This is a genomic window from Pacificoceanicola niger, assembly GCF_048553275.1.
Lineage (GTDB): Bacteria > Pseudomonadota > Alphaproteobacteria > Rhodobacterales > Rhodobacteraceae > Pacificoceanicola.
In genome coordinates this window covers 73,599-99,354 of record NZ_JBLZMW010000008.1, presented here as the reverse complement: position 1 = coordinate 99,354, position 25,756 = coordinate 73,599, and the positions used below count along the sequence as shown (strand labels likewise).

Annotated in this window: 24 protein-coding genes; 12 read left to right on the top strand and 12 right to left on the bottom strand. The window is 63.8% G+C overall.

Features of this window, described 5'->3' with window-relative positions:
- Nucleotides 1-4: 4 nt before the first annotated feature.
- Genes ACN2XU_RS11980 through ACN2XU_RS11970 form a run of 3 tightly spaced genes read left to right on the top strand, consistent with a single transcriptional unit; the run spans nucleotide 5 to nucleotide 2,709 of the window.
- Nucleotides 5-1,240, top strand: coding sequence for an acyl-CoA dehydrogenase family protein (locus ACN2XU_RS11980; protein WP_419410680.1), 1,236 nt, complete (start codon nucleotides 5-7; stop codon nucleotides 1,238-1,240).
- Between the two features lie 52 nt (nucleotides 1,241-1,292).
- The gene (locus ACN2XU_RS11975; RefSeq protein WP_419410679.1) at nucleotides 1,293-2,315 is read left to right on the top strand and encodes a phosphotransferase family protein; all 1,023 of its coding nucleotides are present in this window, start codon (nucleotides 1,293-1,295) and stop codon (nucleotides 2,313-2,315) included.
- The gene (locus ACN2XU_RS11970) at nucleotides 2,308-2,709 is read left to right on the top strand and encodes a PaaI family thioesterase (RefSeq protein ID WP_419410678.1); all 402 of its coding nucleotides are present in this window, start codon (nucleotides 2,308-2,310) and stop codon (nucleotides 2,707-2,709) included. The genes ACN2XU_RS11975 and ACN2XU_RS11970 overlap by 8 nt, the downstream gene beginning before the upstream one ends.
- 46 nt (nucleotides 2,710-2,755) lie before the next feature.
- On the opposite strand, the gene rpe is transcribed toward ACN2XU_RS11970, so the two are convergent.
- From rpe to ACN2XU_RS11935, 7 genes are all read right to left on the bottom strand, one after another.
- Nucleotides 2,756-3,439: a ribulose-phosphate 3-epimerase gene (gene rpe, locus ACN2XU_RS11965; RefSeq protein WP_419410677.1), complete on the bottom strand. Its 684-nt coding sequence runs from the start codon at nucleotides 3,437-3,439 to the stop codon at nucleotides 2,756-2,758.
- Nucleotides 3,440-3,597: 158 nt separating this feature from the next.
- Nucleotides 3,598-4,533 (bottom strand): 2-hydroxyacid dehydrogenase, encoded by a 936-nt coding sequence (locus ACN2XU_RS11960; protein WP_419410676.1) that lies wholly within the window; start codon nucleotides 4,531-4,533, stop codon nucleotides 3,598-3,600.
- Nucleotides 4,534-4,549: 16 nt separating this feature from the next.
- Nucleotides 4,550-5,689 (bottom strand): rod shape-determining protein RodA, encoded by a 1,140-nt coding sequence (gene rodA / locus ACN2XU_RS11955; RefSeq protein ID WP_419410675.1) that lies wholly within the window; start codon nucleotides 5,687-5,689, stop codon nucleotides 4,550-4,552.
- A complete protein-coding gene (gene mrdA, locus ACN2XU_RS11950; protein ID WP_419410674.1) occupies nucleotides 5,686-7,602 on the bottom strand; it encodes a penicillin-binding protein 2 in 1,917 nt (638 codons plus the stop codon). The genes rodA and mrdA overlap by 4 nt, the downstream gene beginning before the upstream one ends.
- The gene (locus tag ACN2XU_RS11945; RefSeq protein ID WP_419410673.1) at nucleotides 7,599-8,138 is read right to left on the bottom strand and encodes a rod shape-determining protein MreD; all 540 of its coding nucleotides are present in this window, start codon (nucleotides 8,136-8,138) and stop codon (nucleotides 7,599-7,601) included. The genes mrdA and ACN2XU_RS11945 overlap by 4 nt, the downstream gene beginning before the upstream one ends.
- Entirely contained in the window at nucleotides 8,131-9,042 is a 912-nt protein-coding gene (gene mreC / locus ACN2XU_RS11940; protein WP_419410672.1) for a rod shape-determining protein MreC, read from the bottom strand. The genes ACN2XU_RS11945 and mreC overlap by 8 nt, the downstream gene beginning before the upstream one ends.
- Before the next feature lie 109 nt (nucleotides 9,043-9,151).
- The gene (locus ACN2XU_RS11935; protein WP_419410671.1) at nucleotides 9,152-10,198 is read right to left on the bottom strand and encodes a rod shape-determining protein; all 1,047 of its coding nucleotides are present in this window, start codon (nucleotides 10,196-10,198) and stop codon (nucleotides 9,152-9,154) included.
- Nucleotides 10,199-10,680: 482 nt separating this feature from the next.
- Between ACN2XU_RS11935 and ACN2XU_RS11930 the strand changes: the two genes are divergently transcribed.
- The 3 genes from ACN2XU_RS11930 to ACN2XU_RS11920 all read left to right on the top strand — a co-directional run bounded on the left by ACN2XU_RS11930 (nucleotide 10,681) and on the right by ACN2XU_RS11920 (nucleotide 14,850).
- The gene (locus tag ACN2XU_RS11930; protein ID WP_419410670.1) at nucleotides 10,681-11,652 is read left to right on the top strand and encodes a hypothetical protein; all 972 of its coding nucleotides are present in this window, start codon (nucleotides 10,681-10,683) and stop codon (nucleotides 11,650-11,652) included.
- A gap of 207 nt (nucleotides 11,653-11,859) precedes the next feature.
- The gene (locus ACN2XU_RS11925) at nucleotides 11,860-12,219 is read left to right on the top strand and encodes a hypothetical protein (protein ID WP_419410669.1); all 360 of its coding nucleotides are present in this window, start codon (nucleotides 11,860-11,862) and stop codon (nucleotides 12,217-12,219) included.
- 123 nt (nucleotides 12,220-12,342) lie between these two features.
- A complete protein-coding gene (locus ACN2XU_RS11920; protein WP_419410668.1) occupies nucleotides 12,343-14,850 on the top strand; it encodes a GcvT family protein in 2,508 nt (835 codons plus the stop codon).
- Between the two features lie 94 nt (nucleotides 14,851-14,944).
- Here ACN2XU_RS11920 and ACN2XU_RS11915 read toward each other — a convergent pair whose 3' ends face one another.
- Nucleotides 14,945-15,931, bottom strand: coding sequence for a sensor domain-containing diguanylate cyclase (locus ACN2XU_RS11915; protein WP_419410667.1), 987 nt, complete (start codon nucleotides 15,929-15,931; stop codon nucleotides 14,945-14,947).
- A gap of 185 nt (nucleotides 15,932-16,116) precedes the next feature.
- On the opposite strand from ACN2XU_RS11915, the gene ACN2XU_RS11910 reads away from it, so the two are divergent.
- Nucleotides 16,117-16,566 carry a YtoQ family protein gene (locus ACN2XU_RS11910; RefSeq protein WP_419410666.1) on the top strand — a complete coding sequence of 150 codons (450 nt, stop codon included), beginning with the start codon at nucleotides 16,117-16,119 and terminating at the stop codon, nucleotides 16,564-16,566.
- A complete protein-coding gene (locus tag ACN2XU_RS11905) occupies nucleotides 16,566-17,000 on the top strand; it encodes a hypothetical protein (RefSeq protein ID WP_419410665.1) in 435 nt (144 codons plus the stop codon). Before ACN2XU_RS11910 ends, ACN2XU_RS11905 begins: the two co-directional genes overlap by 1 nt.
- A gap of 83 nt (nucleotides 17,001-17,083) precedes the next feature.
- Here ACN2XU_RS11905 and ACN2XU_RS11900 read toward each other — a convergent pair whose 3' ends face one another.
- Nucleotides 17,084-17,785: a glutathione S-transferase family protein gene (locus ACN2XU_RS11900; RefSeq protein ID WP_419410664.1), complete on the bottom strand. Its 702-nt coding sequence runs from the start codon at nucleotides 17,783-17,785 to the stop codon at nucleotides 17,084-17,086.
- 140 nt (nucleotides 17,786-17,925) lie between these two features.
- On the opposite strand from ACN2XU_RS11900, the gene mscL reads away from it, so the two are divergent.
- Both mscL and ACN2XU_RS11890 read left to right on the top strand, forming a co-directional pair.
- Entirely contained in the window at nucleotides 17,926-18,354 is a 429-nt protein-coding gene (gene mscL, locus ACN2XU_RS11895) for a large conductance mechanosensitive channel protein MscL (RefSeq protein ID WP_419410663.1), read from the top strand.
- 148 nt (nucleotides 18,355-18,502) lie between these two features.
- Nucleotides 18,503-19,390: a cation diffusion facilitator family transporter gene (locus ACN2XU_RS11890; protein WP_419410662.1), complete on the top strand. Its 888-nt coding sequence runs from the start codon at nucleotides 18,503-18,505 to the stop codon at nucleotides 19,388-19,390.
- A 142-nt stretch (nucleotides 19,391-19,532) separates the two neighbouring features.
- Here ACN2XU_RS11890 and ald read toward each other — a convergent pair whose 3' ends face one another.
- Nucleotides 19,533-20,648: an alanine dehydrogenase gene (ald, locus tag ACN2XU_RS11885; RefSeq protein ID WP_419410661.1), complete on the bottom strand. Its 1,116-nt coding sequence runs from the start codon at nucleotides 20,646-20,648 to the stop codon at nucleotides 19,533-19,535.
- A gap of 139 nt (nucleotides 20,649-20,787) precedes the next feature.
- On the opposite strand from ald, the gene ACN2XU_RS11880 reads away from it, so the two are divergent.
- Together ACN2XU_RS11880 and ACN2XU_RS11875 are read left to right on the top strand one after the other, a co-directional pair.
- Entirely contained in the window at nucleotides 20,788-21,246 is a 459-nt protein-coding gene (locus tag ACN2XU_RS11880; RefSeq protein ID WP_419410660.1) for an Lrp/AsnC family transcriptional regulator, read from the top strand.
- Nucleotides 21,247-21,375: 129 nt separating this feature from the next.
- Nucleotides 21,376-22,959, top strand: coding sequence for a GMC family oxidoreductase (locus ACN2XU_RS11875; RefSeq protein WP_419410659.1), 1,584 nt, complete (start codon nucleotides 21,376-21,378; stop codon nucleotides 22,957-22,959).
- Nucleotides 22,960-23,406: 447 nt separating this feature from the next.
- Here ACN2XU_RS11875 and ccoS read toward each other — a convergent pair whose 3' ends face one another.
- Nucleotides 23,407-23,565 (bottom strand): cbb3-type cytochrome oxidase assembly protein CcoS, encoded by a 159-nt coding sequence (gene ccoS / locus ACN2XU_RS11870; protein ID WP_419410658.1) that lies wholly within the window; start codon nucleotides 23,563-23,565, stop codon nucleotides 23,407-23,409.
- 4 nt (nucleotides 23,566-23,569) lie between these two features.
- Nucleotides 23,570-25,756 carry a heavy metal translocating P-type ATPase gene (locus ACN2XU_RS11865; protein WP_419410657.1) on the bottom strand — a complete coding sequence of 729 codons (2,187 nt, stop codon included), beginning with the start codon at nucleotides 25,754-25,756 and terminating at the stop codon, nucleotides 23,570-23,572.

Below are 25,756 nucleotides of genomic sequence, written 5' to 3'. Positions count from 1 at the left end.
TTTCATGGACCTTGGAATGACAGAGCGGGTCAAACCGCTGATCGAGGCGGTGCGCCGCATGGTCGAGGACGAGATCGCGCCGCTGGACGCCGAATTTCACCACGAGGTAGGCAAGCACCCCTCAGGCGACCGCTTTCAACACACGGACCGGCAACTTGAGATCCTGAACGGGCTGAAGTCCAAGGCGAAAGAGCGCGGCCTGTGGAATTTCTGGCTCACGGGCAGCGATCGCGGCTATGGGCTGACCACGGTGGAATATGCCTATCTCGCGGAAGAGATGGGAAAATCCCACCTTGCCGCCGAGGTCTTCAACTGCAACGCGCCCGATACTGGCAATATGGAAGTGCTCGAACGCTACGGCGAGGACTGGATGAAGGAGCGTTGGCTGTCGCGCCTGCTGGAGGGGGACATCCGTTCGGCCTATGTCATGACAGAGCCGGATGTTGCCTCCTCCGACGCGGCGCAACTGGCCTTCGAGGCCAGGCGTGACGGCGGCGATTTCATCCTGAACGGCGAGAAATGGTGGATCAGCGGCGCCGGTGATCCGCGGTGCGGCCTCTACATCCTGATGGCGTGTACCGACCCTGACGCGCCGAAACATGCGCGCCACACCATGTTCGTCATGGACCCGGACCTGCCCGGCATCGAGGTGCTGCGGCCGATGCAGGTCTTTGGGCAGGACGACGCGCCGCACGGCCATATGCACATCCGCTTCACCAATGTCCGCGTTCCGTCACGGAACATCGTTCTGGGTGAAGGGCGCGGTTTCGAAGTGGCGCAGGGGCGGCTTGGGCCGGGGCGCATCCACCACTGCATGCGCGCCATTGGTCATGCGGAAAAGGCGCTGGAAATGATGTGCCGCCGGGGCCTCTCCCGCGAGGCCTTCGGCAAGCCGATCGCGGAGCTGGGTGCCAACTACGACATTCTCGCCAATGCCCGCATGGAGATCGAAATGGCGCGGCTCCTGTGCCTCAAGGCGGCCTGGATGATGGACACCGCCGGGGTGCGCGCCGCGCAGCCATGGATTTCCAAGATCAAGGTTATCGCACCGCTGATGGCGGGCAAGGTGATCGACGAGGCGATGCAGATGCATGGCGCGGGTGGCATCAGCCAGGATCAGGACCTCTGGCAGCGCTGGACCCACGTGCGAACCCTGCGCTTTGCCGATGGCCCGGACGCGGTGCACCGGCGGCAGGTGGCCCGCGCCGAGCTGCGCAAATACACCAACGGCGGCGCATGAGGCGCAGGCCTGATTCGACGATCCGAACCAGAAAAAAGCCGGGAGGCGCGGCATGAATTCCGAAGACTTGGCGCGTGTCATGGACTGGATGGGCACACATGTTCCGGGCTTTGACGGTCCCCTGACAGCGACGAAATTCGACGTGGGACAGTCGAACCCGACGTACCTGCTTGAGGCGCTCTCGGGGCGGTATGTTCTGCGGCGCAAGCCTCCGGGCGTGCTGCTGAAATCTGCGCATGCCGTCGACCGCGAGTTCCGCGTCCAAAAGGCGCTCTCCAGCAGCGCGGTGCCCGTCGCCCGTATGCGGGCGCTCTGCGAGGATGAGGCGGTGATCGGCTCCATGTTCTATGTCATGGACCACGTGCCGGGGCGCAGCTTTGTCGATCCGTCCATGCCGGGGGAGACGCCACAGACCCGCGCGGCGATCATCGACGAGATGCTGCGGGTTCTGGCCGCGATCCATGATGTCGATCTGGAGGCGACGGGGCTGACGGAATTCGGTCCGCCGGGGAATTATTACGAGCGGCAGTATGGCCGCTGGGTAAAGCAATACAGGGCGAGCCAGACCGACGTTATCCCCGCTATGGAGACCCTGATTGACTGGCTCGGGGCGCATATGCCGGAGGATGACGGCAAGCGCACATTGGTGCACGGCGATTACCGCATCGACAACATGCTGTTCGCGCCGGAGGGCACTGCGTGCCGCGCCGTGCTCGACTGGGAGCTGTCAACTCTCGGCCATCCGTTCGCGGACCTCGCCGGGCTGATCATGCAATGGCAGCTGCCGCCAGGCAGCGAGGGCCGGGGCCTTGCCGGGCTGGACCGTGCGGCGCTGGGCCTGCCAGAAGATGCGCAGGTGATCGCGCGTTACTGCGCCCTGCGCGGCCTCCCCGAAATCGAAGGCTTCGGGTACTACGTGGCCTTCGCGTTCTTCCGCATGGGAGCGATCTTGCAGGGGGTGAAAAAACGCGCGCTTGACGGCAACGCGGCCAACCCGGAAAAAGGCCTGAAACTCGGGGCCTTCGTGCCGCGCTTTGCCGAATTGGGGCTGGAGGCCCGCGCCGCCTATGGATGACAGATTTCTGGAAGACCCCTACGCCTGGCAGAACCATATCGGAATGAAAATGCGCGATTGGTCGGACGGTTATGCCGCGTTCGAACTGCCCCTCGCACCCTTTATCATGAACCGCCATGGAAACCCGCATGGCGGCGCCCATGCCTCGCTGCTGGATACGGTCATGGGCTATGCGGGCTGCTGGACCGGCGATCCTGAGCGGGCACAGATGTGCCTGACCCTGAGCCTCACCGTGCAATATCTTTCGCGCCCCAGGGGCGAGATCTTCATCGCCACGGGGCATAAGACGGGCGGCGGGCGCAGCACCTTCTTTGCCGAAGGCGCGGTCCATGACGAGACCGGCGAACTTATCGCCAAGGGGACCGGCACGTTTCGCTATCGCAAAGGCAGCTGACCGGGGGCGTGCCCCGGTTCGGGGCCGGGTCGGGCGGCTTGCGTGTTCAGGCCGCCGCGATGGCGTCGCGGATGGCCGTCATGTTGGCGCCGTAGACCTCGGGTTTGTCCACAGATCCGCCCCGGAACACCGCCGATCCCGCGACAAGCACATCCGCCCCGGCCGCTGCGACCAGAGGCGCGGTCACCGGATCGACGCCGCCGTCGATCTGTATGTGGATCTCGCGATCGCCGATCATCTCGCGCACGGCGCGGACCTTGGCGGTCATGTCGATGAACTTCTGCCCGCCAAAACCGGGATTGACCGTCATCACCAGCACCATATCCGCAAGATCCAGCACATCGCGCACCGCCTCGGCCGGGGTTCCGGGATTGAGCGCGACGCCCGCCTTCATCCCCGCGCCGCGAATGGCCTGCAGCGTGCGGTGGATGTGCGGGCCTGCCTCGATGTGGGCAGTCAGCATATCGGCCCCGGCCTCGGCGTAGGCGTCGATATAGGGATCGACCGGCGCGATCATCAGGTGCACGTCCATGAAGGTCTTGACGTGCGGACGGAACGCTTTGACGGCGGGCGGGCCGAAGGTCAGGTTCGGGACGAAATGCCCGTCCATGACATCGACATGAACCCAATCGGCGCCCTGCGCCTCGATGGCGCGGATCTCTTGTCCGAAGTTGGCAAAATCGGCGGAGAGGATCGACGGGGCGATCTTGATGGAACGGTCGAACGGCATGGCAGGCCTCCTGATCAGATGGTCCAGACCGCTTTAGAGCGCAATCCGAAAAGTGGGAACCGGTTTTCGGGCCAAATTGCGCGTCAAACTGCGATGCCCGCGCGCAATCCGAAAAGTGGGAACCGGTTTTCGGGGTTAATTGCGCGTCAGTCCAGGATTCAGTACCCGACCAGCCGATCAACGAGGTGCATGAGCGGCAGACCGGCCTCTTTGCGGCGAATGTTCTCGGCAATCACCCGTGCGGCGGAGGCTGGCCGCGTTTCGGAGGCCACATGCGGGGTGATGGTGACCTTGGGGTGGGTCCAGTATGGATCGTCCTTGGGCAGCGGCTCGACCCGGAAAACATCCAGCGTCGCATGGCTGATGTGACCGCTGTCCAGCGCGGCCAGCAGCGCCGCATCGTCGATCAGCGGGCCGCGTCCGGGGTTGATCACCACCGCGCCGCGCTCCAGCAGCGACAGCGCCGGGCCGCTGAGGATGTTCTCTGTCTCGCGCGTCTCCGGCAACAGAAGAACGAGGATCTGGGCACCGCGCAGCGCCTGCGCCAGCCCGGCTTCGCCATGCACGCAGTTGACGTTGGCAATGCGTTTCTCACTGCGGCTCCAGCCGGTGACCGGAAAGCCCAAATGCCGCAAGGTCCGTGCGCAGGCCTTGCCAAGCGCGCCCATGCCGAGGATCGTCACCGGCCGCTCCGGCGCCAGCGGCGGTGCCTCATGGTCCCAGAGATTGCCGGGGTTCACGATGTGGCGGTCCATGCCGAGGTGATGGCGCAGCACATGCCCCGTCACCCATTCCACCATACCCTGCGTCAGCCCCTCTTCATCGACCATCCGGGTCAGCGGCGCGGTCAAGGTCGGGTTGAAAACGACCTTTTCCACCCCGGCCCAGAGGTTCAGGACCGCCTTGAGACGGGTGTAGGGGGTAAAATCCTGCACAGCGGAATCCGGCGCATAGACCATGTAATCCACCGTGCCCGGGGGCAGGTCGGTGGCCAGGGCATAGTCCATCCCCGTGGCTTTCAGGGCGTCGGTCAACGGTGCTTCGTAGTCCGCCCACTGTTCAGAGGGGGCAGCGAAGAGGATCTGTACAGTCATCGAGAAGCCTTTTGTCTTATCTCGGCCTGTGGATGTGCGCGCTCTGCACGAGACCGAATGCAATCATCAGCACCAACATCGCAGAGCCGCCATAACTCACAAGCGGTAAAGGAACCCCTACCACCGGTGCAAGCCCCATGACCATGGACATGTTGACCGCAAAGAACAGGAAAAAGGTCAGCGCAATGCCAAGCGTCAGCAGGGAGCTGAATCGGTCCTTGTTCTGGATCGCGGAGACGATGCAGAAGAGCAGCACAAGCACATAGAGCGCCAGCAACGAAAACCCGCCGATAAAGCCGAATTCCTCGGCCAGCGTGTTGAAGATGAAGTCCGTGTGCTTTTCCGGCAGGAAGTTGAGCCGGGATTGCGTGCCCTGCATGAAGCCGCGCCCGGTCCAGCCGCCGGAGCCCATGGCGATCTTGGCCTGGGTGATGTGATAGCCCGCGCCGAGCGGATCGGTGGAGGGATCAAGGAAGGTGTCGATGCGCTTGAACTGGTATTCCTTCAGCAGCTGCCAGTCGGTGCCCCGGCTCTCGAACACCGCCCAGATGCCGCCGACCCCGGCCGCGATGACAGTGGCGAAATAGGCCCAATGTACGCCGGCAAGGAACATCATCAGCCCGCCACCCACGGTCAGCAGGATGGCGGTGCCGAGGTCCGGCTGCATCAGCGTCAGAAAGGTCGGTACCAGGATGATGATCACCGGCAGCAGCACCCAGAGCGGCCGCGACGTCTTGTTCAGCGGCAGCCAGTCGTAATAGGCGGCGAGGAACATCACCAGCGTGATCTTCATCAGCTCGGATGGCTGCAGGCGCATGAAGCCGAGATCGATCCAGCGCTGCGCGCCCATGCCGACAGAGCCAAAGAACTCGACCAGCAAAAGCAGGAACAGCGCCCCGAGATAGGCCAGAAGCGCGAGGTTGCGCCACAACCAGATCGGCACCATGGCGACCATGAACATCGCCGTCAGCCCAAGGGCATAGCGCTTCATCTGGGGTTCGGCCCAGGGGGAGAAGCTGCCGCCTGCCACCGAATAAAGCATCAGAAACCCGACACTCGCCACCGCGGTCAGCAGCACCACCAGAGGCCAGTTCAGATGCAGGATCTTGCGCCAACCGGTCGGGACGGTTTTGACGGAATACTCAAGATAGGTCATGCGCGGCTGTTCCGCTGCGCTTCGCGTTCCTCGCGTTCGCGTGCCATCCGCGCCCTCTGTTCTTCGATCGTGCCGCGCACCCCTGCCGGATAGGCGTCAAGCGGCGGATCGCCCTTGTAGAGCGCCTGCAGGGTCACGTCGCGGGCGATCGGCGCCGCCGCCGTCGAGCCCCCGCCGCCATGTTCGACCACCACGGAGACGGCGATCTGCGGCGCATCGAAAGGGGCGAAATTGACAAACAGGGCGTGGTCGCGTTCTTCCCATGGCGCATCGTTCTTGACGATGCGGTTCAGCACCTGCGCCGTGCCGGTCTTGCCCGCCATGCGGTAGCCTTCGCCGATGATGCGCGAGCGGTAGGCCGTACCACGGCGGTTGTTGCTCACCGCGTACATGCCGCGCCGCACCTGACGCAGATGGTTTTCGTTCAGCCCGAGCGAGACCCCCCCGCGCGAGGGCGTCTCGATGCCATTCGCGCTCTTGACCAGCCGGGGCGAGATGTCGCGGCCGGTCGCGATGCGCGCCGCCATCACCGCCAGTTGCAGCGGCGAGGTCAGGACAAAGCCCTGACCGATGGAGGCGTTCACACTGTCGCCGATCACCCAGGCGCTGCCGCGTTCGCGCAGCTTCCACTGCTTGTCCGGCATCAGCCCGGCGGTCACGGCGGACATTTCCAGATTATGCGCCTCGCCGAGCCCGAGCCTGCGGCCCATGGCGGCGATGTTCTCGATCCCGACCTTCAGGGCGAGATCATAGAAATACACGTCGCAGCTTTCGCGCAGCGCGGTCTCAAGGTTCATGTGGCCATGGCCGACCCGTTTCCAGCAATGGAAGCGGCGGCTGCCGACCTCCATGTGACCGGGACACCAGACCGTGTCCTCCGGCCCGACAACGCCCGCTTCCATCGCCGCAAGTGCGGTGACCATCTTGAAGGTCGAGCCGGGCGGGTAGGCGTCCTGCACCGTCTTGGAGGCCAGCGGGCGGTGATCGTTGTCACGCAGCACGCTGTAATCGGCGACGGAAATCCCGCGCACGAACTTGTTCGGATCGTAGGAAGGGGCCGAGGCGATGGCCAGCAGGTCGCCCTTTTCCAGGTCCATCACCACGACGCTGGCGCTCTCATGGCCCAGCCGCGCCTTGACGTATTCCTGAAGATCGCTGTCCACGGTCAGCTGCAGATCCGCCCCGGCCTCGCCCTCGCGGCGGTCCAGTTCGCGCATGACCCGTCCAACAGCGTTGACCTCGACGCGTTTGGCCCCGGCATTGCCGCGCAGCTCTTCCTCGAACTTGGCCTCGACGCCGACCTTGCCGATCTGAAAGCGCGGAATACGCAGCAGGGGGGGCGGGTCCTCGAAACGCGCAAGATCCCGGTCCGACACCGGCCCGACATAGCCGACCACATGGGCAAAGGTGTCGTGCTGCGGGTAAACCCGGCTGAAGCCCTCTTCGGTCACGATGCCGGGCAGGGCGGGCGCGTTGACCGCCACCCGGCTGATGTCGCTCCAGCTGACGCGATCGGCCACGGTGACGGGAAAGAACGGCGGCGTGCGCTTCATCTCCGCCTGCGCGCGGTTCAGATCGTCCTCGTCCAGCTCGACCAGCATCGAAAGCCGCTTGATCACCTCTTCGACGTCCCCGGCATCCTCGCGCACCAGGGTGATGCGATAGGTCGGTTCATTTTCCGCGATCACCGCGCCGTTGCGGTCAAAGATCCGCCCGCGCGATGGCGGGATCAGTCGGATGTTGATGCGGTTTTCCTCGGCCAGCAGGCGGAATTCATCGGCCTGATCGACCTGCATGTGCCGCATGCGCAGCCCCAGAAGCCCGGCAAAGGCCACCTGCCCGCCGCCGAGGATGAGCCCGCGGCGGGTGATGCGCATCGCGCTGTCTGCGGTTTCGCGTGGCGTGCGTCTCATGTCCGCCGTCCCATCGGATCAAGTTCTCCCGGTGCCCTGCGCCGCACGCGCAGGATCACATGGCTCAGGCCCACGACCGCCGGGTAGACAAGCACGGTCATGGCGCATTGCATCACTGATAAGAAAAGCGCGCCGCCGGGTACAATCAAGACCCCGAGAGTGAGCCGATAAGCGATCTGCAGCAACACAAGCACCACGGCGACGGTGATCCATTCCGCCACGAAGGTGGTGTCCCGCATCCGCCGGTCGCGGCGTTTGAGCCATTCGGTCGCGATCAGCACCAGCGCCGCCCAGAGCCCCGGCGGACGCCCGAACAGCAGATCGGCCAGCAGCATTACCCCGGCCACCAGCACCATCGGCACGTAATCCGGACGCCGCAGCGCCCAGGCAAAGGTCAACGCTACAAGCAGGTCTGGCCCGGCGAATTGGCGCGGCATGGTCTGAAGCGGCAGCAGATGCAGGAAGATCACCACCATGGCCAGCGCGAGATAGGTGCCGCGCATCGCCCAGATGTGGGCCGGTCCGCGCTCAACCATCGTTGCCTCCCCCGGCTTGTGAGTCCGGTGTATCCGCGTCGGGCAGTGCCTCGGGCAGGATCAGCGCGCTGGGGCTTTCGACCCGCCGTGCGCCATGATCGCGCAGCACCCGCAGAAATTCCAACCGTTCGTAATCCGCGGCCAGCCGCGCCCGCAGGCGTCCACCCGGATCCTTGGCGATCTGCCCGACAAGCAGGCCGGGCGGGAAAACCTCGCCATCGCCGGTGGTGACGATGCGGTCCCCGGCACGGATCTGGTCCGGATCCTCGACAAAGGCGACGGGCGGCGCGGCCGTGTTGTCGCCCGCAACCATGGCGCGTTGGCCAGAGGGTTGGATTTCCACGGGAATCCGGCTCGTGGTGTCGGTCAGCAGGATCACCCGGCTGGTCTGTTTGCCGACGCCGCTGATACGCCCGACAAGCCCGATCCCGTCCATCGTGGCCCAGCCATCGACGATCCCGTCGCGGCTGCCGACGTTGATCAGCACCGATTGCCGGAAGGGCGAGCCGGAATCGGCCAGCACCACGCCGGTGATATAGGTCAGGCGCGGATCGAGCTGTACGTTGTTCAGATCGCGCAGCCGGGCATTCTCCTGCTCAAGCTGCAGCGCCGCCTCTTTCCACGCCGTCATTTGCCGCAACTCGCGCCGCAGCTCCTGGTTTTGTTCGTGAATGCGCTGGTAGCTCTGGAAATCGCGCAGGATGTTCACCGCGCCGGTGACCGGAGCCATGGCCCAGTCCATGCTTGGCACCACCGCATCGACGACGCGGGCGCGAAACCGCTCCACGCGCGGGCTGTCGATGCGCCAGACCAGAAAGATCGCCAGCAGACACAGCGCCAGAACCGCGAAAAGCAGACGCTTCAGCGGAGTGGTGAAATTGTCGCTGTTCCGGTCATAGGCCATGGGCTCTCCGACAAGCTTCTGTCCCAGATTACAGGCTCAGGGCGCCCCGGTACAGCCGGGGTGCCGGTAAGCGGGGGCCAGTCCCGAAACCGGCTCCCGGAGCCTGGCATCAGCTGTCGTAATCAATTGCGTGGCGCAGCTGTTTTTCGAATTCCAGCGCCTTGCCGGTGCCCAGCGCCACGCAATTCAGGCTCTCATCGGCAATCGACACGGCCAGGCCGGTCTGCTCGCGCAGCGCAAGGTCCAGATCGCCCAGAAGCGCACCGCCCCCGGTGAGCATCACACCCCGGTCGACGATGTCCGCAGCGAGATCCGGCGGCGTGCTTTCGAGCGCGGTCATCACCGCTTCGCAGATCGCCTGCACCGGCTCGGACAGCGCTTCGGCCACCTGCGCCTGGCTGATTTCCGTCTCTTTCGGCACGCCGTTCAGCAAGTCCCGTCCGCGAATCTGCATCGAGGAGCCGCGTCCGTCGTCGGGCATCCGCGCCGTGCCGATGGATGTCTTGATCCGTTCCGCCGTGCTTTCCCCGACCAGCAGGTTCTGCTGACGCCGCAGGTAGTTGATGATTGCCTCGTCCATCCGGTCGCCGCCGACGCGCACAGAGCGGGCATAAACGATGTCGCCCAGCGACAGCACCGCAACCTCGGTGGTGCCGCCGCCGATATCGACAACCATGTTGCCGGTGGGATCGGTGATCGGCATCCCGGCACCGATGGCGGCCGCGATCGGCTCGGAGATCAGGCCCGCCTTGCGTGCCCCCGCCGACAGCACCGACTGTCGAATTGCGCGTTTCTCCACCGGCGTTGCGCCGTGCGGGACGCAGACGATGATCTTCGGTTTGGAGAAGGTCGAGCGCTTGTGAACCTTGCGGATGAAGTGCTTGATCATCGCCTCGGCGGTGTCGAAATCCGCGATCACGCCTTCGCGCATCGGGCGGATTGCCTCGATGCTGCCGGGCGTGCGGCCCAGCATCAGCTTGGCGTCCTCACCGACGGCCAGCACCTTCTTGACGCCGTCCTTGATGTGGTAGGCCACAACCGAAGGCTCGGACAGGATCACGCCCCGGCCCTTGACGTAGACAAGCGTGTTCGCCGTCCCGAGATCAATCGCCATATCTGACGAAAACGCGCCAAGTAGCTTGTCCAGTCCAAACATTCGAGCTCTGCCCCATAATCTGATGGGTCCGCGACTCCCCAAAGTCCGGACCGGGTGCCCTTATAGGGCCGTGCCCCCTAAGGGAAAAGGCCCGGAATTGTCCGAATCAGCGTGAAACCGCCGCAGGGGAGCGGCGCGGCTCGAACTGAACAGCATTGTCACCTTTCGCGGGGGCTGGGAATGGAGATTATGCGGTTAGCACGAAACAGTGACAACGCCCCGCGATCTGGCCGCCCCGCGGCCGCAGGGGGCGCGATCCTGGCAAGGTCCGCACCGGCCGCGCTGGCCGCGATCGTCCGGGAAAAAACCGCTGAAACGGCCCGACTGGCGTGATAGTGACGGCACCCGGTGGCGCGCGATCTGGCCGGGAATTGCTCTGTATGTTCCGAAAATTTGCGCCAAATTGCCGGAGCCGTGCCGTGCTCTTGCCTTTTTATCGGTTTCTATTGCGGAAACAGACGCAGTGACCGGTTGAAAGGGGTATGGACGTGATCCGTGCAGGCTATGGTATGATTGTCAATTATATCGCGGGTTCAATTGTCGCGATCATCATCGGCCTCTTCGGCTTTGCATTCATGGATTACCATGAGCAGGCCATACGCGCAGGCGTTTCGACATCTGATTTCGGCCTGTCCGGCTGGACCCAGAGTTTCGTGGAACGCGGCAAGGCGGCGGCGCGCCGTGCCCAGCTCGAAGCCCGGCGGGACGGTCCGCTCAACAGCTATTTTCCCGACTCCGTCGCCGGATGGCAGCGCGTTGATTGGGCGCCGTCTTATGAAATTGCGCTGAAAGAGCAGCATAACTGGCAAGGCGAGCCGAGCGACACCCAGCGGGCGATCGAGAAGGACCGCGTGGGCTGGGCGATCAGCGCAGCGCAGGATACGCTCGCAGAAATACGGGACAAACGCGCCGCTCGCCGCGCGGCTGTCTACCTCAAGGGGGACAAGATCCTCGTTCTGAAGGCGCGTTTCATCGACCCGACGAATTCCGGCGGTCTCGCGTCCTTTGTCGCCATGCAGATGGACAACGATTTTTCCACGGGGACGTTGGCTGCGGCCTACAGCGGCGTCGCTTTCAACCGGCTGCGCACCAACAACTGGACGCGCGAATTGCACGGTCGCGGCTACTGGCTCGAAGGGATGATCAGCGAGGAACTGGAGCTGCGGGCCATGACCAATGCCGCGATCTCCGAGGTCGGACAGGTGCTGAAAAAGATCGACTTCGCCGGACTGCGCACTTTGGTCGATATTCCGCACGCGGTGGCGAGCGAGAAGCAGACCGATCTGACGGCAGAGCTGCGACGCAAGCAAAATGAGGCGAGACTGCAGGCCGCCGAAGACCGCCGCAAGATCGACCGCGAGCTTGAGCGCATGGCCTCCCGCGCCAAGGGATCGGGTCAGCAGGAGGTCTGTCTCAACAAGAACGGCAAACGGTACTGCGCGTGGGTTGATTGAGGCCTGAACTGTCAGGCCGACAGCCGACAGCCGGGAGCGAATACCGCCTATGATTCAACGAATGTGCTGCCAATACTGTGCCGCCAACAAGGACACTTCGTGTTCTTTCCCATTCAGCGTCGAAAGGATTTTCGGAACGGGCGCCTTGCCCCAACACACTTCATTACCTGAAACAACAATGCTTCACCCGCTGCGCAGGGCCCGTTCTTGGCGACGCTGACAAAAGGCGACGCCGATATCACAGATGAAGCCGGTGATTCTGTCATGGCTTTCCCGGATGGCGATACCTGCCTTGCGAGCGTTTCGATTGATGGCCAGGATTGGCCGGAATTCACCTGTGATCCCGTTCCGCAACTCCGCTGTGTTCATGGGCCAGGCATTGATTTCGTGCCGCTGTCCGGGTGCCGCAACCGTTTGACCGATGATCGCCACGATCCTGAAACCCATGAAATGAATCCGGCCGATGGTGTTGCCGCCGGGATGTTCCCCGGTGCGGGCGCGGTTGGACATGGCACCGACGATCAGCCGTATTTTACCGCCGCGACCGAAGCCGGCAGCAGCGCCTGATCACAGCGGTTTTTCCGCTTCGGCGGAGCGGCGTCGTTTTCCGACAATGACAGGTCGGGCAGGCCCTTTGTCCGGGCCGTCCGACAGGGTATGGAAGCCTCGAAACATGCGGAGTCCTGCCCAATGAAAACCCACGTCAAAGCCCTCGTGGTCGGCGGCGGTGCCGTCGGCACCTCGATTGCCTATCACCTCGCCAAAGCCGGATGGGACGATGTTGTCCTTCTGGAGCGTGACGAGCTGACGTCGGGCAGTACATGGCATGCGGCGGGACTGCTGCCGCTGTTCAACATGTCCTACGCGACGACCCACATCCACAAATACTCCGTGGACTTCTACAAGACGCTGGAGGAGGAAACCGGCCTCAACGCGGGTTTTGCGGTCGTCGGCAACCTGCGCATGGCCCAGACCCAGGAGCGCATGGACGAGTACAGGCTCTATGCCTCCACCGCAGAAACCTGCGGTGTGTCCTACGAGTGGCTGACCCCGGACGAGATCAAGGAACGCTGGCCGCTGATCGAAACCGGTGACCTCAAAGGCGCCATCTACCACACCGAAGACGGCTACATTAACCCCGCCGACGTCACGCAGGCGATGGCCAAGGGCGCGCGTCAGCGCGGTGTCGAGATCGTGCGCAAGATGCAGGCGGATGCTTTCCACTGGACCGGCACCCATTGGGAAGTCACTTGCACCAAGATGGTGGAGAAGGGCGGCAACCTCGTCGCGAGCGACGAGCAGGTGGTGATCACCGCCGAGCACGTCGTCACGGCGTCGGGCAACCACGCACAGCGCACCGCGAAGCTCCTGGGCATCAAGATGCCCGCGATCCCGGTCGAGCACACCTTCATCGTCATGGACAAGGACCCCGAGCTGGTCAAATGGCGCGAGGCGGGCAACCCGGAGCACCCGGTCGTGCGCGACGCCGACAATGAATCCTATGCCCGCGAGGAGCGCGGCGGCTGGATCCTCGGCATCTATGAACACGGCGCGCCCGCACGCTTCGAATATGGCGTTCCGGACAGCTTCCGTGCCGATCTCTTCCCGCTCGACCTCGACCGTATCGCCGAGCAGTACATGGCCATGGCCGAGCGCGTGCCCTCCTGCGCCGAGAGCGGCCTGAAGGACGATTTCAACGGCCCGATCTGCTACACGCCCGACGGCAACCCGCTGGTCGGTCCGGCACCGGGTCTGCGCAACATGTGGCTGGCCGAGGGCTTCTCCTTCGGGATCACTGCCGCGGGCGGCACCGGCTATTACCTTGCCCAGATGATGGTGAACGGCGAGGCCGAGATCGACATGGCCTCGCTCGACCCCAAGCGGTATTCGTCCAACTGGATGACCACCGAATTCGCGGCCCGCAAGAACGAAGAATGCTACAGCCACGTCTATATCCTGCACCACCCGGACGAAGAGCGCCCGGCCTGCCGCCCTCTGCGCTGCTCGCCCGCTTATGATCGTCAGGCCGCGCGCGGTGCGCAATTCGGCTGGGTCAATGGCTGGGAACGCCCGAACTACTTCGGCCCCGTCGACGCGCCCGAGGACTTTGACGCACAGGCGCGTTCGTTCCGCCGGGGCGGCTGGTGGAAACACGCTGTGGAAGAGGCGAAAGCCATCCGGACCGGCGTCGGCCTTGTGGACGCGACTGCCTTTACCAAGCACATCGTCAAAGGCGCGGGCGCAACCGCTTTCCTAGACTGGTTCACCTGCAACAAACTGCCGAAAGTGGGCCGCATCAACCTGACCTACGCGCTGACCGCGATGGGCACCACGCGCACGGAATATACCATCGTGCGCCTGAAGGACGACGAATATTACCTCGTCTCCGCCGGGGCCTGGTCCGAATATGACGCCGACTATCTCAAGAAGGCCATCGAGGACAAAGAAGCCGAGTTCGGCCGCATCGACCTGCAGGACGTGACCACACAATGGGGCGTCTTCGCCATCGCCGGGCCGAAGTCGCGCGACGTGCTCAAGGAGGTCATCAAGGACGCCGATCCGGACACCGCCTTGTCGAACAAGCGATTCCCGTGGCTCTCCGCGCGGCAGATCGAACTGGGCATGTGCCCGGTCAATGCGATCCGCGTCGCCTACACCGGCGAGCTGGGCTGGGAGCTTCACCACCCGATCGAAATGCAGAACTATCTCTTTGATCTGCTTGAGAAAGCGGGCGAAAAGCATGGGATGAAACTGGTCGGCGCGCGGGCGCAGAACTGGCTGCGTCAGGAGAAATCCTACCGGGCGTTCGGCAACGAACTGGGCCGTGACGCGACCCCGCTTGAGGCCGACCTGCCGCGCTTTGTCGACCTCAGCAAGGACTTCTACGGCAAGGACAAGCTGGAAGAGACCGGCGTGCGGGTGAAGTGCTGCACCCTGCTGATTGACGGACCGGAAGACGCCGATCCGTGGGGCCGCGAGGTGCTCTACACCGAAGACGGCGAGCGTGTGGGCCGTCTGACCTCCGGCGGCTATTCCGTGGCCTTCGAGAAGTCGATCGGCATGGGCTACGTCAAGCCCGAGCAGGCGGTCGAAGGCACCAAGCTCAAGGTCAAGATCATGGACCAGCTCTGGGACGCGACCGTCACCTGCGACAGCCCTTATGACCCGAAGAACGAAACCATCCGCAAGGACGGCTGAAGCCAGACGGACGCGCGGCGGCGCGGTATTTGGATCGTGAAAACAAAGGCCGGGCGGAAACACGCCCGGCCTTTTGACGATATCCGCCCCGTGTTCAGGCGGCCAGGACCACGCAGTTGCGCCCGGCTTTCTTGGCCTTGTAGAGCGCCTCGTCGGCACGGGTCATCAGCCGGTCAATGCTGCTGTCGCGCCCGGTGATTTCCGTGATCCCAATGCTCAGCGTCACACGCAGGCTCTCGTCCCCATAGGCCACGATTTGCTGCTCAGCGACGGTGCGGATGCGCTCGGCCACCTTGCGTGCTTCGGCCGCGTCACTGTTTCCCAGCAGCACCGCGAATTCCTCACCGCCAAGCCGGGCCAGCAGATCGGTCTTGCGGATGGCACTCCGGAATTGCGCCGCCAGATTTGCCAGAACCGCATCGCCTGCCGCGTGTCCATAGGTGTCATTGACCGATTTGAAATGATCGAGGTCGATCATCAGCAACGAAAACGGCGCGCCGCCATTTCGAAACGCCCAATACATATCCGCCGCGCGCTCGATAAAGGCCCGGCGGTTGGCGGCCCCGGTCAACATATCGGTCTGACTCAGATGCCGGATTTCATCGAGCTGTTCCAGAACCCGGAGCCGGGATGCGATCCAGCGGGCAATGCAGGACAGCCGCACACCGTCGCTTTCCGAAAAATGGTTGGGTGTCTTGTGCAGGACATTCACCGTGCCAAGGCAGAGATCCCCGGACATCAACGGTGCCAGGGCCAGCGACCGATACCCCGCATCGACCAAGGGCTTATGGAGCGGGAGGCCCTGTAATCTCAGGTCGGAGATCATCATCGGACCTCCATGCGCGATAGCCTTTGAGGCAAAACCACTTCCGTCGAGCGGCAAGACAAGGTCCGTGTCGAAAATGCTGCGACTGGAAAGGCTCTTCACAAACAGGGAATTGCCCTGTTTTCGGGCAATAGTGGCCCGGCTTGAAGCCATCGCGACGGGCAGCCAATCCGCGGTGGCCTGAAAAAGCTCTTCCTCGGAGGCCGCATTCGAAACGGCATCAATCAATCCAATCGGAAGCTGAACAGTGTCCATAAGACGACCTTCGGGAAATCACACACGCAATACTGTCAATCTGGCGGCATACAATGCCGCTCGGAGCACGTCTGTAAAGACTGAACATGTGTCAATGCACCCGGCCTTGCCATTGTGCCACAGGGCCATATGGTTCGGGCGAACGGGCAGAGCTGCCCGGCAAACCTTGGTAACAGGAGCACGACATGGGCCTGACAGTCTATCTTTCCGGTGAGATACACACCGATTGGCGCGAGCAGATCATCGAAGCATCGCAGGGGCTCGACCTGAGTTTTTCAGCGCCGGTGACCGATCACGCAGCCAGCGACGACTGCGGTGTGGCGATCCTTGGCGAGGAGCCAGACAAGTACTGGCACGATCACAAGGGCGCCATGGTCAACGCGATCCGCACCCGCAAGGGCATTCAGGATGCCGATGTGGTCGTGGTGCGCTTTGGCGAAAAGTACAAGCAATGGAACGCCGCCTTTGATGCCGGCTTTGCGGCGGCGCTGGGCAAGTCCTTGATTATCTTGCAACAGCCAGAGCATGACCACGCGCTCAAGGAGGTCGACGCCGCGGCGCTTGCCATGTGCCGCACACCGCAGCAGGTGGCGGAGATCCTCGCCTATGTGCTGACAGGGAAGCTGCCGGGGTGATGCGCGCAGTCTCTCTTGCCTTGTTGCTGACCGCCGCATTGTCTCAGCCGGCAGCCGCCCAATCCAGCAACGCGGCGCAGTACCTGCTGCGACAGAACCTCGTGGAGGCCTGCGGCGGCGCGGGCGGAACAGCGGCACCGGGCACGGTGATCGAAGCGGATCTGGACGCGGACGGGCGGCAGGATCTGCTCATCGCGCATGAAATGATCGAATGCCGCACCGGAAGCGCGCCGTATGGCCGAAGCATGCTCTGCGGGATGCAGGTCTGCACGGTGCGGATTTATCTGCGCCGGGGCAATCTGCTTGCCCTGACGACGGATTTTCTGGGCGGTGGCGTCACCGTGAACCGGAATGCGACGCCTCCGCTTATCAGCGGCTATGCCCATGGTGGTGGGCCTTGGGCGATCCGCTGGCGGGACGGGGCTTTCCGATGATCAGGTGACTTTGCCGCAACCGCCTGCACGACCGCGCTGATCCGCAATGCGGCCTGCGGCAAAGTCGCCCGTTCTGCTCCTGGTCAACCCTCGCGCGGCGGTGTGTTCAGGCCGATCTGCACCGCCGGTCGGGCCTCGAACCGTGTGATATAGGCCACGCAATTGGGGTGCTCGTCCCAGCCGACAACCTCCTTCGCGCCATAAAAATCCAGGGCCCGCAACCACGGGGCCAGCGCAATATCCGCAATGGAATAGTCACCGGCGATCCATATCTTTCCTTCAAGCGCCCCTTCGACCACGCTCAGCAGTCGCTTCGCCTCCCCGACATAACGCTCGCGGGGAAGCGGGTCGTCGATCTTGCTGCCCGCAAACTTCCAGAAGAACCCGAGCTGCCCGAACATAGGCCCGACGCCGCCCATCTGGAACATCAGCCATTGGAGCACCTCTGCCCGGTTCGCCGCATCCGTGCCGATCAGTTTCCCGGTCTTCTCCGCGAGATAGATCAGGATCGCGCCACTCTCGAACAGGCCAAGCGGTTTGCCGCCTGGTCCATCGGGATCGAGAATTGCCGGAATCTTGTTGTTCGGATTGAGGCTCAGAAACTCAGACGACTTTACGTCCGCATCCGACAGGGTGACGCGATGCGCCTCGTAGGGCAATCCAAGCTCCTCCAGCGCGATCGCCACTTTCACGCCGTTCGGCGTCGGAAAGCTGTACAGCTGAATGCGCTCAGGGTGTTGCGCGGGCCAGCGCCGGGTGATGGGGTGGTCGGTCAAAGCGGTCATTTCGTGTTCCTTTTCTCCAGTGGGGAGAGCCGAAATCATTTTCCCACTGGTATCCCGTGCATTTCCCGAAGGATATGGACGCAGATACGTTAAGATCAATGTGCGGCAATGCACCGCTTTTGTGGACAGTGGGAAGACTCATGCTTCAGGAATTCAAGAACTTCATCGCCAAAGGCAATGTCATGGACATGGCTGTCGGTATCATCATTGGCGCGGCCTTTACGGCCATCGTCACGTCGCTGGTCGGTGATATCATCAACCCGATCATCGCGCTGTTTACCGGCGGGATTGACTTTTCGGGCTGGTTCTACGCGCTCGACGGCAGTGATTACGCCTCCATCACGGCCGCCGAAGAGGCCGGTGCCCCGATCTTTGCCGTGGGCCGGTTTGTCATGGCGATCATCAATTTCCTGATCATCGCCTTCGTCGTCTTCATGCTGGTCAAGATGGTCAACCGCATCAAGGAAACCGCCATCCGCGAAGAAGAGGGCGTGCCAGCCGAGGAGAAACCCGCCGGTCCGACCGAGCTCGACGTGCTGCTGGAAATCCGCGACTCGCTGCGCAAGTAATCCACACCAAGAACACACAGCCAAAGGCCCGCCCAACCGGCGGGCCTTTTCAAAGGGTCATGGGCAAAGCGGCGCAGGGGCGGGTGCTGCGTGGTTGCCGCGCGCGGCGCATGGGGCTATCACGCAGCCGCACACCAAGGACGCGCCGATGACCCACGCCCTGAAACTTGCCTACGGAAGCGTCGCTGTCGCTTTGGTCGTGCTTGCGATCAAGGCGCTGGCGTGGTGGCTGTCCGGCTCCATCGCGCTGATGTCCGATGCGCTCGAAAGCATCGTCAACGTCGCCACCGCCATCGCTGCGCTCTGGGCCGTCCATGTCGCCTCCATCCCGCCGGACGAGGGCCACCCCTTCGGCCACCACAAGGCCGAGTATTTCAGCGCCGTGCTTGAAGGGGTGCTGATCGTCATCGCCGCCATCTTCATCCTGCGCGCCGCCTGGACCGGTTTCACCAGCCCGCCTCCCGACATCCAGGTCTGGCCCGGTCTCGGCGTGAATATCCTTGCCTCCGTGATCAATGGCGCGTGGTGCTGGGTCCTGCTCCGGCAGGGGCGCAGGCTGCGCTCGCCCGCGCTCATGGCCGATGGCCGGCATCTGCTCTCGGACGTGGTCTCCTCCGTCGGGGTGACGATCGGTGTGCTGCTCGCCGTGGCCACCGGCTGGCTCTGGCTCGACGCGGCGCTCGCGGCGTTGGTGGCGGCCAATATCCTGTGGTCCGGCTGGCAGGTGATCCGCGTTTCGATCGGCGGGCTGATGGACGAGTCCGTGCCGGGGGCGGACCTTGAAGCGATGCGCAGCGTTATCGCCGAAAATGCCGATGGGGCGGTCGAGGCCCATGACCTGAAGGCCCGCCATGCAGGGAGCGCCACCTTCGTGGAATTTCACCTCGTCGTTCCGGGAGAGATGAGCGTCGACGCCGCCCACGACATCTGTGACCGTATCGAAGCGGCGCTGCGCACGGAGATCAGCCAATGCACGGTCACGATCCACGTCGAACCGGAGCACAAGGCCAAGCACTCGGGCATCGTCGTTCTGTGATCAGGCGACTGTTTACCGAAACAGGACTGTGGTCCGGGGGCTTCCCCCGAGGATCTTGATGGCGCAACGATACCGGGGGCGGCTTCGTCAGACACCGCCCCCGGTCGACGCGCGTCAGCGCGGTGAAATCGCTCTTTCGGCCTCAGCTGACCAGGGAGGCGGGCGATACGGTTTCGATGCCAAGCGCCTCGCCGACCGCGGCATAGGTCAGCTGGCCTGCGTGCACGTTCAGACCATTCAGCAGGTGCCTGTCGTCGGCACAGGCCTTTTTCCAGCCCTTGTCCGCAAGCGCCAGCATGAAGGGCATGGTCGCGTTGCCAAGCGCAATCGTCGAGGTCCGCGCGACAGCGCCGGGCATGTTGGCGACGCAGTAGTGCATGATCCCGTCCACCTCATAGACCGGATCGGCATGGGTGGTTGCCTTGGAGGTCTCGAAGCAGCCGCCTTGGTCGATGGCCACATCGACCAGCGCCGCGCCCGGCTTAATCGTGGCAAAGTCCGCCCGCTTGACCAGCTTTGGCGCTGCCGCGCCGGGAACGAGGACCGCGCCGATGACCATATCGGCCTGGCTCAGATGCTCGGCCAGAAGGCCCGCGCTGGAGTAGCCGGTGCGGAAGACGCCGCCAAAGACATCGTCGAGATACCGCAGACGGTCGAGCGACCGGTCGAGCACCGTGACCTCCGCGCCCATGCCCGCCGCGATGCGCGCCGCATGGGTGCCGACGACGCCGCCGCCGATCACCAGAACCCGCGCCGGTCCAACACCCGGCACGCCGCCCATCAGCACGCCGCGACCGCCATTGGCCTTCTGCAGCGTCCAGGAACCGACCTGCGGCGCAAGCCGACCGGCGACCTCGGACATCGGCGCCAGAAGCGGCAGGCCGCCGCGCGCATCCGTCACCGTTTCATAGGCGATCGCCGTGCAACCGGAGGCCAGCAGATCCTTCGTCTGCTCCGGATCGGGCGCGAGGTGCAGATAGGTGAAAAGCAACTGGCCCTCGCGCAGCATCTTGCGCTCTGCGGCCTGCGGCTCCTTGACCTTGACGATCATGTCGGCGCTGGCAAAGATCTCCTCTGCCGTGTCGATGATGACCGCTCCGGCGGCGACATAATCGTCATCGGCAAAGCCCGCGCCAATGCCCGCGCCTTTCTGCACGATGACGTCATGGCCATGCAGCACCGCTTCCTGTGCGGCATTGGGTGTCAGGCCAACGCGGAATTCCTGGGGTTTGATTTCTGTCGGGCAGCCGATTTTCATTGGGGGAACCTCCTTGTTTCTTTGGCGCCGATCATCGTTGATTTCGCTTGCAATTTGCTTGTGAATTTGATGCGCTGCGGCGATCACTTTCGAAGATTTCTTCGAACATCTGCGCGCATCGCGGGAGGAATCTTCGAAAATGCAACTTGACGAGACAGATCGCCGTATCCTGCGCGTGCTTCAGCGCGAGGGCCGCATCTCCAACGCCGACCTCTCGGAGCGCGTCAACCTGTCTGCCTCCGCCTGTCACCGCCGGGTGCAACGGCTGGAGGCCAGCGGCGTGATCCGTGATTACGTCGGTCTGCTCGATGCGCGCAAGCTGGGCTTTCCAACCACCGTCTTCGTCGAAATCAAGCTGCAGGCGCAGGCCGACGATGTGCTCGACGCCTTCGAAAAGGCGGTCTCCCGCGTGCCGGATGTGCTCGAATGCCACCTGATGGCCGGAACGGCGGATTACATCCTCAAGGTCGTCGCCGAAGACACCGAGGATTTCGCCCGCATACACCGCCAATACCTCACGCGGTTGCCCGGGGTCGCGCAAATGCAATCCTCCTTTGCCCTGCGCACGGTGTTCAAGACGACGGCGCTTCCGGTCTGACGCTCCGCGCGCAGGGTCCCGCGCAAAACGCCCGATTGCGCCGAAATCCGATGCAGATTGCGACGTCCTGCCGTTGTCCTGCCGAAGAGGTTAGGCCATTCTGCCGGAACGGAAAATCGGGGGGTGAAGATGAGCTGGGATCACATCATTATCGGGGCGGGCAGCGCGGGCTGCGTGCTGGCCAAGCGGCTCAGCGATGCGGGCCGCCGGGTGCTGCTGCTCGAAGCGGGCGGGCAGGACAACTACCATTGGGTCCATATTCCCATGGGCTACCTCTATTGCATCAACAATCCCCGAACCGACTGGTGCTACCGCACGGCGGAAGAGCCGGGCCTGAACGGGCGGTCTCTGCTCTATCCGCGCGGCAAGGTTCTCGGCGGCTGCTCGTCGATCAACGGAATGCTCTACCTGCGCGGGCAGGCGGCGGATTATGACCATTGGCGGCAGATGGGCCTGCCCGGCTGGGGCTGGGATGACGTTCTACCCTATTTCAGGAAGTCCGAAGACTATGTTGACGGCCCCTCCGAAATGCACGGCGCGGGCGGCGAGTGGCGCGTCGAGAATCAACGCCTGCACTGGGACGTGCTCGACGATTGGATGGACGCCGCCGAGGCGGCTGGCCTGCCGAAGACCACGGATTTCAACACCGGCAACAACGAGGGCGTTGGCTATTTTCGCGTGAACCAACGCAACGGCTGGCGCATGAACACGGCAAAAGCCTTCCTGCGCACGCGTGAGACGGAGAACCTCAAGGTTGAAACCCAGGCCCACGCCAAGCACCTTCTCATCGAGAACGGGACAGTCGTAGGGGTCGCCTACGACCGCGCAGGCGAGGCGCGCGAGGCCCGCTGTTCCGGCGACGTGATCCTCTCGGCGGGGGCCATCAACTCGCCGCATCTGCTGCAACTGTCGGGAATCGGACCCGGCGCACTGCTGGCAGAGCATGGCATCGCCGTGGCCGTCGATGCGCCCGGGGTTGGCGCCAACCTGCAGGATCACCTGCAATTGCGCTGCTCCTGGCGCCTGACCGGGGCAAAGACGCTGAACACCATGGCCAATTCGCTTTGGGGCAAGGCGATGATCGGGCTGGAATACGCGCTCCGTCGCAGCGGGCCGATGTCCATGGCGCCCTCGCAACTCGGCGCCTTTGCCAAATCGCGCGCGGATCTGGAAACGCCGGATCTCGAATACCACGTGCAGCCGCTCTCGCTCGGAGCCTTCGGCGAGCCGCTGCACGATTACCCTGCTGTCACGGCCTCCGTCTGCAACCTGCGCCCCGAAAGCCGGGGAACGGTGTCGCTGACCTCGGCGGACTACCGCGACGCGCCGCGCATTGCGCCGAATTACCTGTCGACCGAGGGCGACCGCATGACGGCCGCCCGCGCCATCCGCCTGACCCGCAGGATCATGGCGCAGTCCCCAATGGCGCGCTACCAGCCCGAAGAGGTCAAACCGGGGATCGCCTTCGAGACGGACGAAGACCTCGCAGCGGCGGCAGGGGATATTGGCACGACGATCTTCCACCCGGTCAGCACCGTGCGCATGGGCACCGACGCGGATGCGCCATTGGACGCGGCGCTGCGATTCAAGGGGGTAGGCGGGCTGCGCGTGGTGGATGCCAGCGTCATGCCGACGATTTGCTCGGGCAATACGAATTCGCCGACGATCATGATTGCCGAGAAAGCGGCCGATATGATTCTCGCGGCGCGCTGAGGGGTTTCGGATCGCTTGCGCGATCCGACGTGGACAGGGGGCGCAGCCCCCTCGGCCTGCGGCCTCACCCCCGAGGTATTTCGAGGACCAAAGACGCATGGTGTGGCGCAGATCCTCGAACCTGTGCCACGCGCTGGATTTTTTGGGGCGTTAACCATGATCTTGGCGGAAACCGCCGGGCGTTCTGGCTGGCGCCTTGTGTTTTGTACCAAATCGACCGAGAATCGTACCAAACTCTGGTTAACGGCAGCCGGGCAGGGGCGAATGTCTGGGGCAGCCTTGTGGTGCAGCCCTGCAGGACCCCCTGCATCTTGATTAAGGATTTCGGCGTACGCTCCGTTACCCTGCGTGCGCCATATTAATACTTCGGCGTGTTGCACCCCGGTTAACGCGCCGAAACACGCCGCTGAGCCGCGTGGCCAGCGCGTCACGCCCTCGCTGGACGCCTCAGGGTTTCGGGTGGTCGTCATACTCGCCCGACAGAATGCGCCGGGCGTCGCCTTCGGGGTCGTCGTATTGGTTTGTCTTGATCGTGAAAACAAAAAAGGCGAGCCCGGCACCGCCGAGGATCAGCGAGATCGGTATAAGATATGTCAGGATATTCATAGTGTTACCTCAGGCGCAGGGCGTTGAGAGAGACGGTGATTGAGCTCGCGGACATCGCCAGTGCCGCGATCAGCGGCGAGCAGAGTCCAGCGATGGCCAAGGGCACCGCAATGACATTGTACCAGCTGGCGATGGTGAAGTTCTCCCGGATGCGCCGCACGGATTTTTCCGCCGTGTCCAGCGCCTCCGGGATCGGCTCCAAGCTATTGCCTAGCAACACAATATCCGACGCGACCCGCGCCGCATCAAGCGCACTCGCCGGAGAGATCGAGGCATGCGCGGCCGTCAGCGCAGCGGTGTCGTTCAGCCCGTCTCCGACCATCAGCACTTTGGCACCATCGTCCGTAAGGGACTGAATCCGTGCGGCTTTATCCTGTGGCAGGGCCTCTGAAAGCCAGTGCTGGATGTTCAGCCGGCTGGCCAGTGCCTCGACCGCTGCGGTGGTGTCGCCGGACATGACGATCACCCGCTTTCCCGCGCCTTGCAGGGCTGCAACTGCCGCTTCGGCGCCATCGCGCAGCCGGTCGGTGAAGGTGAAGGGTTGCGGCGTGCCGCCTTCGATGGAAAGCCAGGCGGAGGTCATCTTGGAGCTGCCTCCCCCGACCCAGGCGGCCCGGCCAAGGCGCACCCGTTGCCCGCACCAGAGGCCCTCGGTCCCGAACCCGGGAACTTCCGTGATTTCAGTGACTTCCGCCGGCAGGATGCCCGCCTCCCGTGCGGCTGCGGTCAAGGAGAGAGACAGCGGATGGGCGGAGCCCTGGGCGAGCGCGAGTGCAATTTCCAGGTCGCGGCGGGTGAAATCGTTGAGGTTGGTCAGCTCCGGCGCGCCCGCCGTCAGCGTGCCGGTCTTGTCGAACACCACCGTGTCGACCTGTGCCAGCCGCTCCAGCGCTGTGGCGTCCTTTATCAGCAATCCGCGCCGGAACAGGCGGCCGGACGCGGCGGTGGTGACAGCGGGCACGGCGAGGCCCAGTGCGCAGGGGCAAGTGATGATTAACACGGCTGCGGCAATGTTGACGGCGACCCGCAAATCACCCGACCACAGCCACCAGCCGATAAAACTTAACGCCGACAGGATATGAACTCCGGGCGCATAGAGACGCGCCGCCTTGTCGGCGATTGAGGTGTAGCGCGAGCGCCCGCTCTCTGCGACGGCGACCAGATCGGCCATGCGATGCAGCGAGGTGTCGCGGCCCACGGCTGTGGCGCGGATCAGCAAAGGCCCGGTCAGATTGACTTCACCGGCGCTGACGGTGCGGCCCGGTTCGGCCAGAACCGGCAGCGTCTCGCCGGTCAGAAGAGAGCGGTCCAGCTCGGATGTGCCGTCGACAATCACGCCATCCACGGGCATTCGGGCCCCGGGTTTGATCCGCAGGATATCGCCCGTAACCAACTCGGATACCGACACTTTTTCCTCTGCCCCATCCACGACGCGCCACGCGCGCGGCACCTCCAGAGCGGCCAGTTCCTCGGCGGCGGAACGCGCCACGGAGCGGGTGCGATGGTCCAGATAGCGGCCCGTGAGCAGGAAGAAAGTCAGCGCGATGGCCGCGTCGAAATAGGCGTGCTCGCCGGACAGGGACGTCTCCCAAAGGGAGGTGCCCACGGCCAGCAGAATGGCCAGCGAGATCGGCACATCCATGTTCAGCGACCGGGCCTTCAACGCGGTCCATGCGCTCTTGAAAAAGGGCTGCCCCGAGAAGGCAACGGCGGGCAGAACGATGGCCGCTGAAATCCAGTGGAACAGATCGCGCGTCGCACCCTCCGCGCCGGACCAGACGGCGATGGAAAGCAGCATCACGTTCATCGCGGCAAAGCCCGCCACCGCCAGTCGCATCAGCAGATCACGCCCGGCGCGATCTGTCGCCGTGGCGGAAATCATCGTGGAATCAAGCTCATGCGCCTCATATCCGGCACCCTCGACCACCGGGATGACGTCGGCAGCGGTCACCTGCGGGTCGGCTTCGATGCTCACGCGCTTCATCGTCAGATTGACGCGCGAAGAGCGCACTCCGGGCGCTGTGGCCAATGCGCGCTCGACCGAGGCCATGCAGGCGGCGCAGTGGATCGTCGGCAAGGAGAGGACGATATGCGCCTCCGCCGGAGCCTGCGCCGCGGCCAGCGCTTCGGCGGCGGGTGCGGCAGAGCAGGCCGGGCAGGCGGACACCGGGGGGCGCATTGTCGCAGTCAT

What these genes read in the sequence shown, in the direction of transcription:
- ACN2XU_RS11930 (WP_419410670.1), top strand. Translation starts at nt 10,681, where the DNA reads ATGGACGTGATCCGTGCAGGCTATGGTATGATTGTCAATTATATCGCG.
- ccoS (WP_419410658.1), bottom strand. Translation starts at nt 23,565, where the DNA reads ATGAATATCCTGACATATCTTATACCGATCTCGCTGATCCTCGGCGGT.
- ACN2XU_RS11900 (WP_419410664.1), bottom strand. Translation starts at nt 17,785, where the DNA reads ATGACCGCTTTGACCGACCACCCCATCACCCGGCGCTGGCCCGCGCAA.
- ACN2XU_RS11880 (WP_419410660.1), top strand. Translation starts at nt 20,788, where the DNA reads ATGCAACTTGACGAGACAGATCGCCGTATCCTGCGCGTGCTTCAGCGC.
- ACN2XU_RS11920 (WP_419410668.1), top strand. Translation starts at nt 12,343, where the DNA reads ATGAAAACCCACGTCAAAGCCCTCGTGGTCGGCGGCGGTGCCGTCGGC.
- rodA (WP_419410675.1), bottom strand. Translation starts at nt 5,689, where the DNA reads ATGACCTATCTTGAGTATTCCGTCAAAACCGTCCCGACCGGTTGGCGC.
- rpe (WP_419410677.1), bottom strand. Translation starts at nt 3,439, where the DNA reads ATGCCGTTCGACCGTTCCATCAAGATCGCCCCGTCGATCCTCTCCGCC.
- ACN2XU_RS11910 (WP_419410666.1), top strand. Translation starts at nt 16,117, where the DNA reads ATGGGCCTGACAGTCTATCTTTCCGGTGAGATACACACCGATTGGCGC.
- ACN2XU_RS11890 (WP_419410662.1), top strand. Translation starts at nt 18,503, where the DNA reads ATGACCCACGCCCTGAAACTTGCCTACGGAAGCGTCGCTGTCGCTTTG.
- mreC (WP_419410672.1), bottom strand. Translation starts at nt 9,042, where the DNA reads ATGGCCTATGACCGGAACAGCGACAATTTCACCACTCCGCTGAAGCGT.
- ACN2XU_RS11975 (WP_419410679.1), top strand. Translation starts at nt 1,293, where the DNA reads ATGAATTCCGAAGACTTGGCGCGTGTCATGGACTGGATGGGCACACAT.
- mrdA (WP_419410674.1), bottom strand. Translation starts at nt 7,602, where the DNA reads ATGAGACGCACGCCACGCGAAACCGCAGACAGCGCGATGCGCATCACC.
- ACN2XU_RS11970 (WP_419410678.1), top strand. Translation starts at nt 2,308, where the DNA reads ATGGATGACAGATTTCTGGAAGACCCCTACGCCTGGCAGAACCATATC.
- ACN2XU_RS11935 (WP_419410671.1), bottom strand. Translation starts at nt 10,198, where the DNA reads ATGTTTGGACTGGACAAGCTACTTGGCGCGTTTTCGTCAGATATGGCG.
- mscL (WP_419410663.1), top strand. Translation starts at nt 17,926, where the DNA reads ATGCTTCAGGAATTCAAGAACTTCATCGCCAAAGGCAATGTCATGGAC.
- ACN2XU_RS11980 (WP_419410680.1), top strand. Translation starts at nt 5, where the DNA reads ATGGACCTTGGAATGACAGAGCGGGTCAAACCGCTGATCGAGGCGGTG.
- ACN2XU_RS11915 (WP_419410667.1), bottom strand. Translation starts at nt 15,931, where the DNA reads ATGGACACTGTTCAGCTTCCGATTGGATTGATTGATGCCGTTTCGAAT.
- ACN2XU_RS11945 (WP_419410673.1), bottom strand. Translation starts at nt 8,138, where the DNA reads ATGGTTGAGCGCGGACCGGCCCACATCTGGGCGATGCGCGGCACCTAT.
- ACN2XU_RS11960 (WP_419410676.1), bottom strand. Translation starts at nt 4,533, where the DNA reads ATGACTGTACAGATCCTCTTCGCTGCCCCCTCTGAACAGTGGGCGGAC.
- ACN2XU_RS11905 (WP_419410665.1), top strand. Translation starts at nt 16,566, where the DNA reads ATGCGCGCAGTCTCTCTTGCCTTGTTGCTGACCGCCGCATTGTCTCAG.
- ald (WP_419410661.1), bottom strand. Translation starts at nt 20,648, where the DNA reads ATGAAAATCGGCTGCCCGACAGAAATCAAACCCCAGGAATTCCGCGTT.
- ACN2XU_RS11875 (WP_419410659.1), top strand. Translation starts at nt 21,376, where the DNA reads ATGAGCTGGGATCACATCATTATCGGGGCGGGCAGCGCGGGCTGCGTG.
- ACN2XU_RS11865 (WP_419410657.1), bottom strand. Translation starts at nt 25,756, where the DNA reads ATGACTGCGACAATGCGCCCCCCGGTGTCCGCCTGCCCGGCCTGCTCT.